Source organism: Bradyrhizobium sp. AUGA SZCCT0177 (genome assembly GCF_018130125.1).
In the GTDB taxonomy this organism is placed as follows: Bacteria; Pseudomonadota; Alphaproteobacteria; order Rhizobiales; family Xanthobacteraceae; genus Bradyrhizobium.
Window position 1 is genome coordinate 265,538 of sequence record NZ_JAFCMA010000006.1, and the last position, 16,584, is coordinate 282,121.

The 16,584-nt window shown below is 59.9% G+C and carries 15 protein-coding genes and 1 pseudogene; 10 read left to right on the forward strand and 6 right to left on the reverse strand.

All coding sequences use genetic code 11. The features are described from left to right. Positions 1–68: 68 nt before the first annotated feature. A complete protein-coding gene (locus JQ597_RS09820) occupies positions 69–1,481 on the forward strand; it encodes a hypothetical protein (RefSeq protein ID WP_212263980.1) in 1,413 nt (470 codons plus the stop codon). Between the two features lie 2 nt (positions 1,482–1,483). Here JQ597_RS09820 and JQ597_RS09825 read toward each other — a convergent pair whose 3' ends face one another. Further along, complete coding sequence (locus JQ597_RS09825; protein ID WP_212263981.1) at positions 1,484–2,209, reverse strand: class I SAM-dependent methyltransferase; 726 nt, start codon at positions 2,207–2,209, stop codon at positions 1,484–1,486. A gap of 185 nt (positions 2,210–2,394) precedes the next feature. Here JQ597_RS09825 and JQ597_RS09830 point away from each other — a divergent pair, with 185 nt between their 5' ends. Genes JQ597_RS09830 through JQ597_RS09840 form a run of 3 tightly spaced genes read left to right on the forward strand, consistent with a single transcriptional unit; the run spans position 2,395 to position 4,937 of the window. Continuing rightward, positions 2,395–3,483, forward strand: coding sequence for a glycosyltransferase family protein (locus JQ597_RS09830; RefSeq protein ID WP_212263982.1), 1,089 nt, complete (start codon positions 2,395–2,397; stop codon positions 3,481–3,483). Positions 3,484–3,523: 40 nt separating this feature from the next. Next, positions 3,524–4,093: an acyltransferase gene (locus tag JQ597_RS09835; RefSeq protein WP_212264012.1), complete on the forward strand. Its 570-nt coding sequence runs from the start codon at positions 3,524–3,526 to the stop codon at positions 4,091–4,093. Beyond that, a complete protein-coding gene (locus JQ597_RS09840) occupies positions 4,083–4,937 on the forward strand; it encodes a class I SAM-dependent methyltransferase (protein ID WP_212263983.1) in 855 nt (284 codons plus the stop codon). Before JQ597_RS09835 ends, JQ597_RS09840 begins: the two co-directional genes overlap by 11 nt. Before the next feature lie 29 nt (positions 4,938–4,966). Here JQ597_RS09840 and JQ597_RS09845 read toward each other — a convergent pair whose 3' ends face one another. The 5 genes and pseudogenes from JQ597_RS09845 to JQ597_RS09865 all read right to left on the reverse strand — a co-directional run bounded on the left by JQ597_RS09845 (position 4,967) and on the right by JQ597_RS09865 (position 10,165). Further along, positions 4,967–6,190 carry a glycosyltransferase family 4 protein gene (locus JQ597_RS09845; RefSeq protein ID WP_212263984.1) on the reverse strand — a complete coding sequence of 408 codons (1,224 nt, stop codon included), beginning with the start codon at positions 6,188–6,190 and terminating at the stop codon, positions 4,967–4,969. Further along, on the reverse strand, positions 6,187–7,137 hold the full coding sequence (locus JQ597_RS09850) for an NAD-dependent epimerase/dehydratase family protein (protein ID WP_212263985.1): 951 nt from the start codon (positions 7,135–7,137) through the stop codon (positions 6,187–6,189). The genes JQ597_RS09845 and JQ597_RS09850 overlap by 4 nt, the downstream gene beginning before the upstream one ends. 149 nt (positions 7,138–7,286) lie before the next feature. Then, positions 7,287–8,441, reverse strand: coding sequence for a glycosyltransferase family 4 protein (locus tag JQ597_RS09855; protein WP_212264013.1), 1,155 nt, complete (start codon positions 8,439–8,441; stop codon positions 7,287–7,289). Positions 8,442–8,567: 126 nt separating this feature from the next. Beyond that, positions 8,568–9,701: pseudogene (locus JQ597_RS09860) on the reverse strand (glycosyltransferase family 4 protein); the annotation flags it as partial. A gap of 185 nt (positions 9,702–9,886) precedes the next feature. Further along, the gene (locus JQ597_RS09865) at positions 9,887–10,165 is read right to left on the reverse strand and encodes a hypothetical protein (RefSeq protein WP_212263986.1); all 279 of its coding nucleotides are present in this window, start codon (positions 10,163–10,165) and stop codon (positions 9,887–9,889) included. A gap of 373 nt (positions 10,166–10,538) precedes the next feature. On the opposite strand from JQ597_RS09865, the gene JQ597_RS09870 reads away from it, so the two are divergent. The 6 genes from JQ597_RS09870 to JQ597_RS09895 all read left to right on the forward strand — a co-directional run bounded on the left by JQ597_RS09870 (position 10,539) and on the right by JQ597_RS09895 (position 16,418). Further along, on the forward strand, positions 10,539–11,711 hold the full coding sequence (locus tag JQ597_RS09870) for an ABC transporter substrate-binding protein (protein ID WP_212263987.1): 1,173 nt from the start codon (positions 10,539–10,541) through the stop codon (positions 11,709–11,711). A 201-nt stretch (positions 11,712–11,912) separates the two neighbouring features. Further along, on the forward strand, positions 11,913–12,782 hold the full coding sequence (locus tag JQ597_RS09875; protein ID WP_212263988.1) for a branched-chain amino acid ABC transporter permease: 870 nt from the start codon (positions 11,913–11,915) through the stop codon (positions 12,780–12,782). 6 nt (positions 12,783–12,788) lie between these two features. Next, positions 12,789–13,820, forward strand: a complete 1,032-nt coding sequence (locus JQ597_RS09880; RefSeq protein ID WP_212263989.1) for a branched-chain amino acid ABC transporter permease — start codon at positions 12,789–12,791, stop codon at positions 13,818–13,820. Further along, complete coding sequence (locus JQ597_RS09885) at positions 13,817–14,569, forward strand: ABC transporter ATP-binding protein (RefSeq protein ID WP_212263990.1); 753 nt, start codon at positions 13,817–13,819, stop codon at positions 14,567–14,569. Before JQ597_RS09880 ends, JQ597_RS09885 begins: the two co-directional genes overlap by 4 nt. Continuing rightward, the gene (locus JQ597_RS09890; RefSeq protein WP_212263991.1) at positions 14,562–15,275 is read left to right on the forward strand and encodes an ABC transporter ATP-binding protein; all 714 of its coding nucleotides are present in this window, start codon (positions 14,562–14,564) and stop codon (positions 15,273–15,275) included. The genes JQ597_RS09885 and JQ597_RS09890 overlap by 8 nt, the downstream gene beginning before the upstream one ends. 24 nt (positions 15,276–15,299) lie before the next feature. Then, the gene (locus tag JQ597_RS09895; RefSeq protein WP_212263992.1) at positions 15,300–16,418 is read left to right on the forward strand and encodes a cobalamin-independent methionine synthase II family protein; all 1,119 of its coding nucleotides are present in this window, start codon (positions 15,300–15,302) and stop codon (positions 16,416–16,418) included. Positions 16,419–16,584 lie beyond the last annotated feature (166 nt).

Sequence of the window (16,584 nt, forward strand, 5' to 3'; positions counted from 1 at the left end):
CACTCCCGCTCGCTGCTTCCTGGTTGTGAAGTTCCATCGACTCCCCGGCGCTCGATGCAGCGCCGACAGTGGCCGAGGTAACCATGCTCGTGGCAAGCTATGTGTTTACAGCCTTGGCGATATGCTGCGCCGCAGTCTATCTGTGCGCCAGGCTGCGGCTCTTTCTGACCGCGACCACGATGTTGCTGGCCTCATTGCTTCTTATTTATGGACCGGCATATCTCAGCTTCCTGCTGTCATCGGGCGAAAAGGCGATGCTGATCGCTCGATTGTCCGGCTCGGAGGGGGGCAAATCGGTCATGTACAGCATGATTCAGTCAGCCTCATCCGATTTCGGCGCAATCATCGTTGCGATGAATATCTCGATTGCTTTGATGTTCGTCGGCGTCGTTGCCGGGGTCGAAATTGTTGACCGCCTGATTCCAGGGCGGGCTGCGTCTTTAAAAATCGCATTAGCCGACTGGAATTCACAAGCCCTGAGAGACAGCGTCGGCGGGACTCCGGTGTTGCTGGTGATCGCAGTCTGTTTGACTTTGTTCCTGGCTTGGATCTCTTTCAGCGAGGGCCACCTTGGGACCATTGGATCGTTTTTGTCCATTACCGGAGACGAGGCAGCAAGGGCTGCGTTCCGTCTGAACAACGGGGGGAGCCCAAACTATTTTTATCGCATTGCGTTAGGTGCAGTGGCCCCGATGTTGGTCGTATGGGGACTGCTGTCGGGCTGGGTCAACCGCTCATGGGGTCTGCTATTGGTGGCGGGCTTGCTTCTTGTTGCGGTCTTGATCGGAAAATCCGAGACCCTGAGCAAGGCGCCTCCTGCGTTTTTCCTTGTTCAGTTGATCGTGGCCGGCCTGCTTGTGTTTCGCAACAAGCTGACCTGGCGGAGCGCCCTTGTCGTCCTTTCTGCAATCATTCTGATCCTGTACGTCGTCGTCAGGCTCACGATATCCGTCTACGACAATTTCGGCGCTTTGGGATTTCTGTATTACCGGATATTTGAAGTGCCAAGCGAGTCGGCTCTCGAGACGTTCGGCGCTTTTCCGTCCAAGTATCCTCACACCTGGGGCGCGAATATCAGGCCGCTGGCAGCGATGATGGGACTTGACTACGTCCCTGCGTTTACGATCATTTCGCAGCTTTGGCACAATACCAAAGACGCCACCAGCAACGCGCTCTTCATTGCCGACGCCTGGGTCGATTTTTCGTATGGCGGTGTGATCGTATTCAGTGCGCTGGCGAGCGCTGCCTGTCGGCTGATTGACTTGATCTATCTGGTAAAGGGTAAAACCGCGGTCGGCATTGCGATGATGGCTGCGGCCTTCGGTGGAGTTCTCACGCTGCTCGTGAGCGCACTCAACACCGCATTTCTATCGGGAGGATTGTTGCTTGCGCCGCTCGTCGCGGGGGGCATTGTCGGAATAATAAAAATTATGAATAGGAACTCGAGGCTGGATGCGAAACCGGCAGGAATTGGCACGTAAGTCTACTTGGCCAACACCATCAGCGACCAGCCTCCCAAAATACGGGCGGCAAGATCCGGCGAGACTTTTGATAACAGCGCGCGCGGTAGCTTCATCAGGTTGGTGCGTAACCTGCTGCTGTCAAGTTCAACTGCTCGCGCGGTGAAATCGGTGTCGATTATCTCGTAGCCGCAGTACCTGATCGTCTCGATCGCAGTTTCCTTGGTGAAATAGTGCAGGTGTCCCACGCGTCGCCGTGCGTCCAGCAGCGTATCGCTCCGCGCCACCGCAAAGACCGATAGATCGAGCGGGATGTGAAAAACCTTGTAATCCGCGTAGCTGCGGATCGATTTGATGAATCCGATATAGTCGTCGACATGCTCGAACACATCAATGCACAGCAGGGCGTCGAAGTGGACGTTTTCGTCCAGCATGTTGGTGTTGGCATAGTGTACGCCGGGACGTTCGCGCTTTCGCGCCAGCTCGAAGGCTTGCCCGGACATCTCATAGCCGACGAAAGTGCTTTCGGGCAGGAGCGCCTTGAGCTGCACCAAGATCTCGCCCGCGCCGCAGCCGATTTCCGCAATCCGGGAAGGATTGAGATTGTTTCTGCGCAGGGTGCTGCATATCTTGCCGGCCTTCCAGGCTGAATCCTCGGCATGCCAGGTGGGATTGTGCGCGAGATACTCCGCGTTGGAATAGATTGACTCTGTTTCGAGCTGGTGGCCCACGGTATTCTTGCTGCTCATGCGCTATTCCGGTCTCGTATACCCGCCGCCTGAAGCGAAAACTGGCCTATTTCGCAGCAGCACATGGGGGTGTCAACTGCGGTCGCACCAATGGTCGGTTGCTGTATGTGAGCTATAGGCGCGTTGAGTGTTGTTATTCGTGTGCAGTTTGCTATCTGAGGGCATCCTTTCGTGGACCCCCTTGAATGCGGTTATTTCAGAATAGCGCTCTTTACCCATCTTACCTGCAGCATTTTGATGGTCTTGCGGCCGGGGCTGTTAGCTTCGACGATCGGCTGCGCGTATTCCTGGACGACAGGTTCGGTGTATTGCATTTCCTCCAGCCGGTCATCGATCGGTCGCCCGATGCATTTTTTACCAATGCCAATGACAAGACGCTGCAGACGTACTGGGCGCGCGAGCACGGAATGGCATCGGCGAGCGCGCCGGAGGACATTCTTCTGGCGCAGATCGAACATCACCGCGCTGACGTGTTCTACAATCTGGATCCGATCCGCTACAGCAGCAGCTTTGTTCGCAAGCTGCCCGGATGTGTAAGGAAAGCCGTATGCTGGCGCGCTGCGCCGTCGGGTGGCGTCGATCTGTCGGCCTATGATGCTGTTGTCAGTAATTTCCCCTCTATTCTTGATGACTGGCGACGGAAAGGCTGCAATGTTGCGCCGTTTTTTCCGGCGATTGATCCGCTGATGGATCAATATGGTCGCGGCGATCGACCTATCGACGTGTTGTTCGTCGGCGGTTACTCCCGACACCATTCGCGTCGTGCGGGCATTCTGGAGCGGGTCGCTGCACTTGCCGAGAGACGGAACGTGGTGTTCTGTCTTGACGCATCGCGTCTGACGCAGCTCGCCGAAACCGCTCTCGGGTTTTTGCCGCCCCTGAAGAAGCATCGTCGACCTCGCGCCGTATCGAAAATTGCCAGACCACCGGTCTTCGGACGGCAGCTCTACGATCTCATCGGGCGGTCCAAGATCGTGCTCAACGGGGCGATCGATATGGCGGGAGCGGATCGCGGCAATATGAGATGCTTCGAGGCCATGGGGTGCGGTGCCTTGCTGGTGTCGGATGACGGCCGGTACCCCGCGTCGATGGAACCTGGCGTCACAATCGCGACCTATGGCTCGCCCGAGGAAGCGTTTACCGTCATCGAGGAGCGTCTGGCGGACTGGGATGGATCGTCGAGGATCGCCTCGCTCGGTCGCGAAAGGGTCACCGCCGCCTACAGTAAGCCGTTGCAATGGAAGAGCTTTGTTGATCTCGTCGGGCGGTTATGATCGTGCTAATTACTCCCGGCCAATAGCGCAGTTGAACTACATGAACCTTCATCGTCTAGCCCAGCAGATCCTGGGGCGTGCAACCTGCAGGGTCGGTGCCAGGTCGCGCCTCAGTCAAGCGGCACGGATCAAAAATGCCGCCGGCGACTCCGATCGTATTCTGATCGGCAGCGATACGTTTGTGCGCGGCGAGCTGATGACGTTCGGGCACGGGGGAAGAATTGTGCTGGGCGATTGGTGCTATGTGGGAGACGGAACCCGCATTTGGTCCGCGGCATCGATCGAAATCGGACATCGCGTCTTGATTTCCCATTCCGTCAACATATTCGATAACCTCACGCATCCGCTGCAAGCCTCGCAACGACACCAGCAGGCCAGGGAAATATTCGAGCGTGGCCATCCGCGTAAGCTGGAGTTGGGCGAGCAGCCTGTCACGATTCACGACGACGCGTGGATAGGCGCGGGGGCCTTTGTGCTGCGCGGCGTCACCGTCGGGCAAGGTGCGATCGTCGCGGCCGGAGCGGTCGTCACCAGGGATGTGCCGGCGTTCTCGATCGCAGCGGGAAACCCCGCGGTCGTTGTCAGGGAGCTATCGCCCGATGAACGCTGATCCCAAGCTGTCGTCCTGGGAAGAGGCGGTCGTCTGGTTTCGAAATCAACCCGAGCAGCAGCAAGTTGCGCGCGACGCATACTACGATGACCCATTGGTGGATGCCGCGGCGCGTTACCATGCATCGGAAGAGTGGCGCGCCGTCTCCAAAATTTTGCATGGTCGTCGTGGCCGAGCGCTCGATATCGGAGCTGGCCGTGGTATCGCCAGCTACGCACTGGCCCGTGATGGTTTCGCAGTCACGGCGCTTGAGCCCGACCCGAGCAAGATTGTTGGCGCCGCGGCGATACGCATGCTCGCACGCGATGCCGGAATTGCCATTGACATCGTCGAGGAAGTTTCCGAGCGGCTGCCGTTTGCTGATGCGAGCTTCGATGTGGTGTTTGCGCGAGCGGTGCTTCATCACACGACCAATCTGGAAGCTGCATGCCGTGAAATCTATCGCGTGCTGAAACCGGGTGGCATTGCGGTTGCCGCCCGCGAACACGTCATTAGCCGTGATTCCGACCTTCAGAAGTTCCTGGACCAGCATCCGCTGCATCGGCTCTATGGCGGTGAGAACGCCTTTCGTCTTGATCGGTACGTTGGCGCGTTGCGCGCTGCCGGCTTTGAGCCGCTCGAGATACTTCCGCCCCTTACAAGCCCGATCAACTTGTTTCCTTACACCATTGACAGCTTGCGATCGGCTGTAGTCTCACGGCTTTCGGCCAAGCTTCCCCTCCCGGGCTGCCGGGCGCTCCTGAGTCATGACCGCATATTCAGGTTCATGCTGTTGATCGCCGAACAATTCGACAACCGGCCCGGTCGACTCTATTCGTTTGTGGGATACAAGCCGGGGCAATGAAGCCAATGTCGGCCATCTCTCATTAAGAACTATTGCGACGTCTTGTTGGAAACGACATCGTCGTAGATGGCCACGGCCTGTTCTGCCGATCTCTCCCAGTTGAAGAGCTGAGTGACACGTGCGCGTCCGGCATCGCCCATCGCCTTGCGGAGCGGTTGGTCGGCACACAGCCGGTCCAGCGCCGAAGCGAGTGCCGCGGGATCGCCGGGCTTCATCAAGATCCCTGTGTCGGCGGAAACTTCGAATGGAATTCCGCCAATCAAGGTCGAAACGACCGGCAGGCCGCTGGCCATGGCTTCCAGAATGACAAGTGGCAACGTATCGGCGCGCGAGGGAAAGACGAACAAGTCGACGCTCTGATAGAGGGCGCGCAATTCTTCGCGGGTGATGAAATCGGTGAATAGAATCTTTTCACTGCCGGCAGGCATGCCGTTGTCAGCAAGCAGCTGCGCATGCTCCTTCTGCGAGCGGATAGCACCGGCGACAACAGCCAGAGCCTTTTCGCGCATCAGGGGCAGGGCCCTCAGCAGTACGTCCAGGCCCTTGTTTGCCGTGTGGTTACCCACATACAGCATGAGTGGACGGTCCGTCGGAAGAGCGAAGCGTGCGACCAGTCGTTGCCGCTCGGCCTCTGAAACAGGAATCGTGAAGTAGGGGTCCACGCCATTGGATACGACGCGAAGATTGCGAGGATGGACCCCCATGCCGGATAGAATGGGTTCCTCCTGGGGCGAGAGCATCAGGACTCTCGCTGCGTTCTGCGCCACGTGTACCACCGGCCGACGCACCAGCAATTCCAGCAAGGGCTTTTGCCAGGCAGGGGCACCAAAGCCTTGTGAGAATTCATTGAATTCGATGAACCCGTGCGTTGAAATAACGTAGGGGATTTTTAGCTCGTCGCAGGCCCGCGCCGCGGCCTTGAGCGCACCCGGTGGATGCGGATTGTGAAAATGAACCACATCGAACTTTCCCTCGCGAAGCCATGGCTTGAGATTCGCACGCCATGCGAGAGTGACGGCTTGCCGCGGCAGGACGCGCCGCAGGGGCAGAAGGTGATTTGCCGCCTTTTGACGAACGATGCGCAGACCGTTCTCGACGGTTTCGCCGTTTTCCTCGGCCATCAGCAACAGCGTGCTGTCGATCTGCTTTGCGATTCTCTCGGTCAATTGGATCGCCGCCGATACCCCTCCGCTTGCCTTGAATGTCGGTGGTGTGATGACGACCGCGCCAACGCGCAGCTTGGTGGCCGTCACGTTAGTCCATCCTCCATCCGATTTGTCCATGCGCGATGCATGCTTTCGGCAAGTGAAATAGACGGTGTCCAGCCGGTAATTTGTTTCAGTTTCTGGGTTGACGCCTTCAGCATCGGACGATCGACAGCGCGCATACGAAGCGGGTCCTGTTGAATGTCGAGCGTCACTCCGGCCGCTGTTCCGATCGTCGCGACGACGTCACCCACGGAGTGTGTGTTGCCAGTGCCAAGATTCGAAATCAGCGGGCCGTCCTCGAAAGCATCGTGCCTGGCGAGCGCGCGGAATCCATAAGCAACGTCGCTGACGTCGATATAGTCCCGGTGCGGAAACAGGTTTCCCAGCGCGAGTTGGCGATTACCGGAAGCTAGCTGGCTGATGATCGCGGGCACCAGATGCGGGTTGGTCTCACCGGGCCCGACGACGTTGAAAAGTCTGACGATGATGCCGCGGACCTTGTTTTGGTTGTGGTAATGCCTGACAAAATGCTCGCCGTGCAATTTTGTGTAGCCGTAGACATCGACCGGGCCGAGGTCTTCGTCGCGTTCCAGATGCGCGTCGGGCAATGGTCGGTAGACGGCGGCCGATGAAGCGAAGACGAACTTGGTCCCGGCCGGGGTTGCGTTCAGCAGATTGACGGTTCCCGCCACGTTGATTGCGACCGCATTCCCGGGTTCGGCTTCGCATGCTGGAATGAAATGAACTGCAGCCAAATGATAGATTATCGACGGCTGTATCTTCTTGAGCAATTCCGAAACCGCATCCGCATCCCGGATATCCTGCCGGTGCAGTACGAAAGCTTGCTCGTCCATTTGCGCCAGACGATGTTCACCGCTGGCCATATTGTCCAATACGTGAACTTCGCAATCTCGCTGGGCGATCAGCTGGCGCACCAACTCCCGGCCCACGTATCCGTTCCCGCCCGTTACCAAAACCAGACCTTTAGTCATAACAAGCGTGCCTTGGAGTGAAAAGTTTCGAATGGCTGATTGGAGCGCACTCTCTGGATAAGGAATAAACCTCTACGAGAGTCAACAGCTAAAAGTCATGCCTTCGGGGGCGTTAGCGTTCCCTGATTTGTCCCGAGCTGCGAGCGATCTCATCTGTCATCGGACACAGCAGCGTCTTTGTTCAGAAGCCGATGCATCAGTTGCCGGTATGAGTTCAACGCGGTTGGTCGTGCATAGCTACGGGCAATCTCGGTCGCCCGCCGACCCTTCTCTTGGGTATTGCCGGCGGCCGAAGCTGCAAACTCGACGGTACGAGCAATTGCGGCAGGATCTTCGGGTTGTACCACCCAGCCCAAGTCATGTTCCTGCACGAGAAGAGCAGCCTCCGCATCTGGCTCGGAGCAGATTATAACTGGTCGTCCCACAGCGAGCAGATTGTAGATCCGGCTTGGTACAGACACGCCGGTATTGTTTTTACGATACGGGATTATCCAAATGTCGGCAGCCGACAAGAATTCTTCCAGCTCCGCTTCGGGTACGCGCTCAATCAAAGTGACGTTACGCAGGGGGGTCGCCGCCTGCCTTTTCTTCAATGTGGTCCAGCCGACGCCCTCGCCCGAAAACAGGAAGTGAATGTCCGTATTGTGTTCCAGTATTCGAGCAGCTTCGAACACGGAGTTGGGGTCGTGAGTGAATCCCGCGTTTCCAGACATGGCCACCAGAAATTTGCTTCCGCAGCGGATACGAAAGGAATTTTCGGTGACAACTCGATGTTGAATAGGAAGCGTTGGCCAATTCGGGATAAAGACGATCTTGCTTGGCTGCATGCGTGGATAGGCCATCAACAGCACATTCATATCGCGCCCGATGGTGACGACAGCGTCGAGCCATTTGAACAAGACAGAGTTCGCCCAACGCATGATTTTTGTTACTATGGAGCGGGGATGCAGAATACCGGCCATGACAAGCGTGTCCGGATAGAAGTCATGAATAATAAGTGCCGCGGGGATTTTGCGGAGCCTCGCTGCTACAGTTACGGCGTACGGAACTGTGAAAGGCGTCGTAACGCAAAGGATGGCGTCCTCGCGGCGGGCGTGCTTCAGGATGGCAAAGAACACCTGTAATGCGAACAGGACTGCGGCAAGCGATCTCGAAACCAGCGCTGATTTTCCTGGCCACCAGCTCTTTATCTCAATAATTGTGGGGAAGGATGACTTCGGGGGCGCCTTCGAGTTGGAGCCGGGCGAGCCCGACAGAACGGTGACGTCGCAGTCGCGAGCCAACTCCTCGGCGATCTCAGTCATGTAGGCCGAGGTCGTACTCGGAAACGGGGCATAATGCTGGGAAACGAGCAGGATTTTCCCAGCGCTCTGCACCTGGGGAATCGGCAGTATCGATCCGTCTGGCGCCCGATGCTGGTGCCGATTTCGCGTGAGCCCGTCGTAGAGTTCGACGACTGAGGCCCCGATGATTTTGGCTGACAGCTTTTCGACGACGAGCTTTCTCGCAGCTTGTCCGTAACGGTCGCGAAGCTGGGACGAGTTCGCCAGGCCAAGGATCGCCGCAGCAAGTGCCAACGGATCCTCGATAGGCACCAGGACGCCGGTCTGATCATGGATGACAACTTCGCGGCAGCCGGGAGCGTCGGTAGCAATCATCGCTCTGCCGCAGGCTGCCGCTTCCAGCAGGCTCATCGGCAGGCCTTCTCGATGCGACGGCAAGACGGCAAAATGGCAACGCTGCCAAAGCGAGACGATATCGTCGATGTGCCCAAGCCAGGTGATTCCCGGCCGCTGGCTCCATTCCTGCGCTTCTTCAACCTGGACCGAGGCGGGGTTGGCTGGATCGGGATTACCGGCAATGATCAGGTTTATATCGTGACCTTGTTCTCGCAAGATGCCGTGGGCGGCTACCAGCGCCCGAATTCCTTTGTCGGTTAACAAGCGCCCGGCGAACCCCATCGTAATTGGGCCACTCGGCTCCGGCAGTGGCTGCAACACATCAGTGTCGACGCCGGATCCGGGGATCAGGACAGTTCGACCGTGCTCTATTCCAAGGCTTTCGAGAGCGGACAGATCGTCGGGATTCTGGACGAGAACAACGCTTTGCTCCCTGTTGAAGAGCCATGGAAGGAGAGTAGCCATGCTTCGTTTCAGAAGCCGTGTTCGCCAAGTCACCGAGGTAAAGATGTAGCCTAGGCCGGTGATTGCGTTAACAAGCGGGATTCTTCTTCCCAATGCTGCAATCGATCCATACACGCAGCATTGCAAACCGGAGTGATGAACGATCTGCGGCCTGATCTTGCTTTCAAGCCGTCGAAGCGCAGCGATGGTCGGTACTGCAGCAAATGGAGATAATCCGCCTCGGCGGAATGGGATCCGATGAAGCGTGAAGCCCTCTGCTTCTATGGCGGCTGCGCCTTTATCGACGCGCGTAGCCACGTGCACTTCATAGCCTGCGGCGCGCGCAGCTCTCGCCATCGGCAGCCGGTTGAGCAAAAACGCGAAGTCTTCGTTTACCACGTATAACAAGCGCGGGCGCGCGGTAGTCGTTGCGAAAGCCATGCAACTCACATCGTTTGATCTGCTGTTAGAGCGGTCCCGCACCCATTCGGGCTGATACCACATTGAAATGGACATCGATGCCGTGGGCGTCGAAATGCCGTGCCACCCTACGCCGTTCGGGCTTCGAACTGAAGGGATCACGCCATCATTGTTGCCAAGGTTCGCAGATGGTATTTATCGTCTCGTTAGCGAATTGTGTCCTGCGAGGATGAAGCAGGCTTTGCTTCCTCGCCGCGTTCTGCGGCGGGCTGCAGGCGTTTCCGTTCGCGTTCCCTCATGAACTCGTCGTACTTCGCGGTGCCCGGCCGCGGTGGCGCGTCCGCCGGCACGCCTCCGGCCCAGGCCGGAATGGCGTCGCTGACCCCGGCCGAAATTTTTTCGTTGATGGTCCCGCAGCCGCTCAGGGAGCAGGCCGCGAACGCGACGGCAACGAGGACAAGGATATGGCGGGCTGGGATCGACATGGGCGGCAGGTTACAACTTAGACCTTTAAGGATGATGGATTTGAGGCCGCCTTACGGCAGGGCAGGACTTGCCCTTATTTGTTGACACCAACATTTTATTTGTACAAATGTACAAATGGAACGAAGGTCGAAGACGGTCGGGCCGGCCGGTGGGTCTCGAAGCGGGGACGGTGTTATAATACTGCCAGCGACCTGACGCAGGGACGCCGCCGGGGAACGTGCCCGTCCAAGGAAACGCGCCCTTCGTCCGATTGACAACAAGCCGCGGTGAGACGCCATGTCGTGGCGCTACCCGGCCGAAAATTTGGGTTATGGTGAGGCAAGGGCCGGGGACTCGGCTCAAGGCACAAGACCGATCAGGGGGAGAAAATTCATGTCTATTCGTCGTCAATTGCTGCTGGCTGCAGGCGCCGTCGCCGGTGTGCTGGCTGTTATACCCGCCAAGGCGCAGGACGCCGTCAAGATCGGCCTGATCCTGCCGATGACCGGCGGGCAGGCCTCGACCGGCAAGCAGATCGACAACGCCGTCAAACTCTACATGCAGCAGAAGGGCGACACCGTCGCCGGCAGGAAGATTGAGGTCATTCTGAAGGATGACGGCGCGGTCCCCGACAACACCAAGCGCCTCGCCCAGGAGTTGATCGTCAACGACAAGGTCAGTTTCATCGCCGGCTTCGGCGTGACGCCGGCAGCCCTTGCCGCGGCGCCGCTGGCGACCCAGGCCAAGGTCCCGGAAATCGTGATGGCGGCGGGCACCTCGATCATCACCGAGCGTTCGCCCTATATCGTGCGCACCAGCTTTACGCTGGCGCAATCGTCGACGATCATCGGTGATTGGGCCGCCAAGAACGGCATCAAGAAGGTCGCGACGCTGACCTCCGACTACGCGCCCGGCAACGATGCGCTGAACTTCTTCAAGCAGAACTTCACCGCCGGCGGCGGCGAGATCGTCGAAGAGGTCAAGGTGCCCCTGCAAAATCCGGACTTCGCGCCGTTCCTGCAGCGCATGAAGGATGCCAAGCCGGATGCCGTGTTCGTGTTCGTGCCGGCAGGGCAGGGCGGCAACTTCATGAAGCAATATGCCGAGCGCGGCCTCGACAAGGCGGGCATCAAGGTGATCGGCCCCGGCGACGTGATGGATGACGATCTGCTCAACGGCATGGGCGATGCGGCGCTCGGCACCGTCACCGCGCATCTGTATTCCGCCGCGCATCCGTCGGCGATGAACAAGGATTTCGTCGCAGCCTACAAGAAGGCCTATAACCAGCGCCCGGGCTTCATGGCGGTGGGCGGCTATGACGGCATCCATCTTATCTATGAGGCGCTGAAGAAGACCGGCGGCAAGACCGACGGCGATGGGCTGATCGAGGCGATGAAGGGCATGAAGTGGGAGAGCCCACGCGGCCCGATCTCGATCGATCCGGAAACCCGCGACATCGTGCAGAACATCTACATCCGCAAGGTAGAGAAGGTCGACGGTGAACTCTACAACGTCGAATTCGCGACCTTCGAGGCGGTCAAGGATTCCGGCAAGACGAAGAAGTGACGCCGGCTTCGGCGTCATCCTCCGATGCGCAATTGCGCATCGTGGGGCGCGCGTCCGCTCTCGCTCTGCGTCATGCCCGGCCTTGTGCCGGGCATCCACGTCTTTCTTCGGCGAGCGAAAGGAAGACGTGGATGGCCGGGACAAGCCCGGCCATGACGGTGTAATTACTTTCGTGTCGCTAATCTCGGCTAAGCCCATCTCATGACCACGCTCTTCACCATCCTGTTCGACGGCGTCGCCTACGGCATGCTGCTGTTCGTGCTGGCCTGCGGGCTGGCCGTGACGCTGGGGCTGATGAACTTCGTCAATCTCGCCCATGGCGCGTTCGCGATGACCGGCGGCTACGTTTGCGCCGTTCTGGTCAACAATTCCGGCTGGCCGTTCTTTGCGGCGCTGCCGCTCGCCTTCGTCGTCAGCGCCGTGATCGGCGTGGCGCTGGAGCGCACGCTCTACCGCCATCTCTACACACGAAGCCATCTCGACCAGGTGCTGTTCACGATCGGCCTCACCTTCATGTCGGTGGCGGCGGTCGATTACATCATGGGATCGTCGCGCATCTTCATCAAGCTGCCGGCGGCGCTCGAGGGCCAGTTCGATTTCTTCGGCGTCGGCATCGGCCGCTACCGGCTGATGATCATCGTGATCTGCGGCCTGCTCACGGTTGGGCTGCAATTGATCCTGGCGAAAACCCGGTTTGGCAGCCGTTTGCGCGCGGCGGTCGATGATCCCCGTGCCGCCAGCGGCCTCGGCATCAACGTGCCGCAGGTGTTTGCCTTTACCTTCGCCTTCGGTTGCGGGCTTGCCGGTCTGGGCGGCGCGCTCAGCGCCGAAATTCTCGGCCTCGATCCGTATTTTCCGCTCAAGTTCATGATCTACTTTTTGATCGTGGTCACCGTCGGTGGCTCCTCCAGCATCACCGGGCCGTTTCTGGCTTCGCTGCTGCTCGGCATCGGCGACGTCGCCGGCAAATATTACGTGCCCAAGATGGGTCCATTCGTCATCTACACCATCATGATCGTGATCCTGATCTGGCGCCCGAACGGTCTGTTCGGCCGCACCGCGGCGCGGTGAGCCGATATGAACGCGCTTCCCGAAGTCTCGTCTCATGCCATGGCTCGCTCCCGCTGGCGCGGAGGCGAAATCGCGTTCTGGGTTCTGGTGCTGGCCTGCGCATTCCTGTTTCCGTCGCGCTATCTGATCATGACGGACATCCTGCGGCTGGCACTGTTCGCGCTGTCGCTCGATCTGATCCTTGGCTATGCCGGTATCGTGTCGCTCGGCCATGCCGCTTTCTTCGGCGTCGGCGCCTATTGCGCCGGGCTGCTGGCGCTCCATGGCATCATCACCGAACCGGTGATTGCATTGGTCGCGGCCGGCCTCGTCGCCATGGTGCTCGGCTTTCTCACCAGTTTCCTGGTGATCCGCGGCGTCGACCTGACGCGGTTGATGGTGACGCTCGGGATCGCGTTGCTGCTGGAGGCGCTGGGTGAGCGTTTCTCCAACATCACTGGCGGCACCGACGGCCTGCAGGGCATCGAGATGGCGCCGATCCTTGGCCTGTTCGCCTTCGACATGTTCGGCAAGACCGGCTTCTTCTATTCGCTGATCGTGCTGTTCCTGCTGTTCCTGCTCGCGCGCCGGGTGGTGAACTCGCCATTCGGCCTGTCGCTGCGCGCGATCAAGAACAATCCGCTGCGGGCGTCCGCCATCGGCGTGCCGGTCAACCGCCGCCTGATCGCGATCTATACGCTGGCCGCGTTCTACGCCGGCATTGCCGGCGCGCTGTTCACCCAGACCACGGCGCTGGCCTCGCTCGACGTGTTCGCGTTCGAGAAATCGGCCGATCTGATGCTGGTGCTCGTGCTCGGCGGCACCGGCTATCTTTATGGCGGCCTGATCGGCGCGGTCGTGTTCAAGATGCTGCAGGAATTCTTCTCCACCATCACGCCGCAATACTGGCTGTTCTGGATCGGCCTCGTGCTGGTCGTGATCGTGCTGGTCGGCCGTGACCGCATGCATCGCTGGGCGCTGTGGCTGCCCAATCTCGTGATCCGGAAAATCGCCGGACGCAAAGCCGTCGTGGCCGTTCCCGAAAGTGACGCGCCATGACGATCGCGCTGGAAACCAAAGGACTGGAAAAATCATTCGGCGGCCTGCGGGTCACGCGCGATCTGTCGCTGCGGGTCGAGCAGGGCGCCCGTCATGCCCTGATCGGGCCGAACGGCGCCGGCAAGACCACGGTCATCAACCTGCTCACCGGCGTGCTGCAGCCAAATGCCGGGCGCATCCTGCTCGAAGGCAGCGACATCACCGATCTGCCTGTGCACAAGCGGGTGCTGCGCGGCCTGTCGCGCACCTTCCAGATCAACCAGCTCTATGCCGATCTGACGCCGCTGGAGACCATCGGGCTTGCGGTGTCCGAACGGCTCGGCCGCGGCGGCGACTGGTGGCGGCGGATGGGGACGCGCGACGACGTCAACCAGGAGGTCGCCGAGACGCTGTCGCGCTTTCACCTGCTCGACGTCATGAACGAGCTCACCGCGACGCTGCCCTACGGCAAGCAGCGTCTGCTCGAGATCGCGGTCGCGATCGCGACCAAGCCGCGGGTGCTGTTGCTCGACGAGCCCGCCGCCGGCGTGCCCGAGAGCGAGCGCCACGATATTCTGGCGGCGGTCGCAGCCCTGCCGCGCGACGTTACGGTCCTTCTGATCGAGCACGACATGGATCTGGTGTTTTCGTTCGCCGACCGGATTTCGGTGCTGGTCAACGGCGCCATGCTGGTCGAGGGTCCGCCGGACGAGGTGGCACGCGATCCCCAGGTCAAGGCGGTCTATCTCGGCGAGGCTGCCGATGTCTGATCTTCTAGCCATCAACGGCCTGCGCGCCGGCTACGGTGAGGCGGTGGTGTTGCCCGGCATGTCGCTGACACTGGGCGAAGGCCAGGTGCTGGCGCTGCTCGGCCGCAACGGCACCGGCAAGACGACGCTGATCAACTCGATCGTCGGGATCACGCGCCGTTTCGGCGGCACCGTCGCGCTTGGCGGGGTGGATATCACGCCGATGCGGCCGGACCAGCGGGCGCGGGCCGGGATCGGCTGGGTGCCGCAGGAGCGCAACATCTTCCGCTCGCTGACGGTGGAAGAGAACATGACCGCCGTGGCCCAGCCCGGCCCATGGACCGTCGACAGGGTTTACGAAATGTTTCCGCGGCTGAAGGAACGCCGCAGTAATTTCGGCAACCAGCTCTCCGGCGGCGAGCAGCAGATGCTGGCGATCGGCCGGGCGCTGACGCTCAATCCGAAGGTGCTGCTGCTGGACGAGCCGACCGAGGGGCTGGCGCCCATCATCGTCGAGGAGCTGCTGCGGGCGCTCGGCACCATTACCCGCGCCGGGGGCATCTGCTCGATTATTGTCGAGCAGAATGCCCAAAAGATTCTGGGGTTGGCCGATCGGGTTGTGATATTGGAACGCGGCGCGATCGTGCATGATGCGGCTTCCAGCGCGTTGAAGGCCGATCCCGCGGTGCTCGAACGCTATCTCGGCGTCGCCGGCGCCGCACATTAGATTTCTTTCTTTGGGAGTAAGACCATGCAGCGAACCAAAGCCCCGTTCCGTGCCGACGAGGTCGGCAGCCTGTTGCGGCCGCAGCGCATCAAGGAGGCGCGCGCAAAACTGGAGAAGGGTGAGATCACGGCCGAGGACCTGCGCAAGGCCGAGGACATGGAAATCGAAAAGGTCGTGCACAAGCAGGCCTCGCTCGGCCTCAAGCTCGCGACCGACGGCGAGTTCCGCCGCTCCTGGTGGCATTTCGATTTTCTGAGCCATTTGACCGGCTGCGAATTGTACCACCCTGATCAGGGCATCCAGTTCGCCGGCGTCCAGACCCGGCATGACGCCATCCGCGTCATCGGCAAGCTCGACTTCCCCGACAACCATCCGATGCTCGATCACTTCAAGTTCCTGAAGAAGCATTGCGACACCGCGCATGTCACCGCGAAGATGACGATCCCGTCGCCCGCGGTGTTGCATTTCCGCGGCGGCCGCAAGGCGATCTCCAAGGACGTCTATCCCGATCTGGAAACCTTCTTCGAGGATCTCGGCAAGACCTACCGCAAGGCGGTGAAGGCGTTCTACGACGCCGGCTGCCGCTATCTGCAGTTCGACGACACCGTGTGGGCCTATCTGTGCTCGCCGGACGAGTTGCAGAAGGCGCGCGAACGCGGCGACAATCCCGACGGCCTGCAGGAGATCTATGCCCGCGTCATCAACTACGCGCTGGCCGAGCGGCCGGCCGACATGATCGTCACCACGCATGTCTGCCGCGGCAATTTCCGTTCGACCTGGATTTCCTCCGGCGGCTACGAGCCGGTCGCGGAGACCATGCTGGCCGGCACCAATTACGACGGCTATTTCCTGGAATATGATTCCGACCGCGCCGGCGGCTTCGAGCCGCTGCGTTATCTGCCGAAGGGCAACAAGGTGGTCGTGGTCGGCGTCATCACCTCGAAGTTCGGCGAGCTCGAGAACAAGGAAGAAATCAAGCGCCGGCTGTTGGAGGCCGCAAAATTCGCGCCGCTTGAGCAGCTCGCGGTATCGCCGCAATGCGGCTTCGCCTCGACCGAGGAAGGCAACATCCTGTCCGAGGAAGAGCAGTGGGCCAAGCTGAAGCTCGCGGTCGATGTCGCCAACGAGGTGTGGGGGAAGTAGGTTCATAACTCCGCGTCTTCCCGGCTCTCTCAACCCGTCGTCCCGGCTCTCTCAACCCGTCGTCCCGGCCTTGAGCCGGGATCTACCGTGTTAGCTGTCAAGAGGCGTTAGCGCCTTTCCAAGGCTGTCCGGACCTGATTACGGCATTGGCGAAGACGACAAGGCG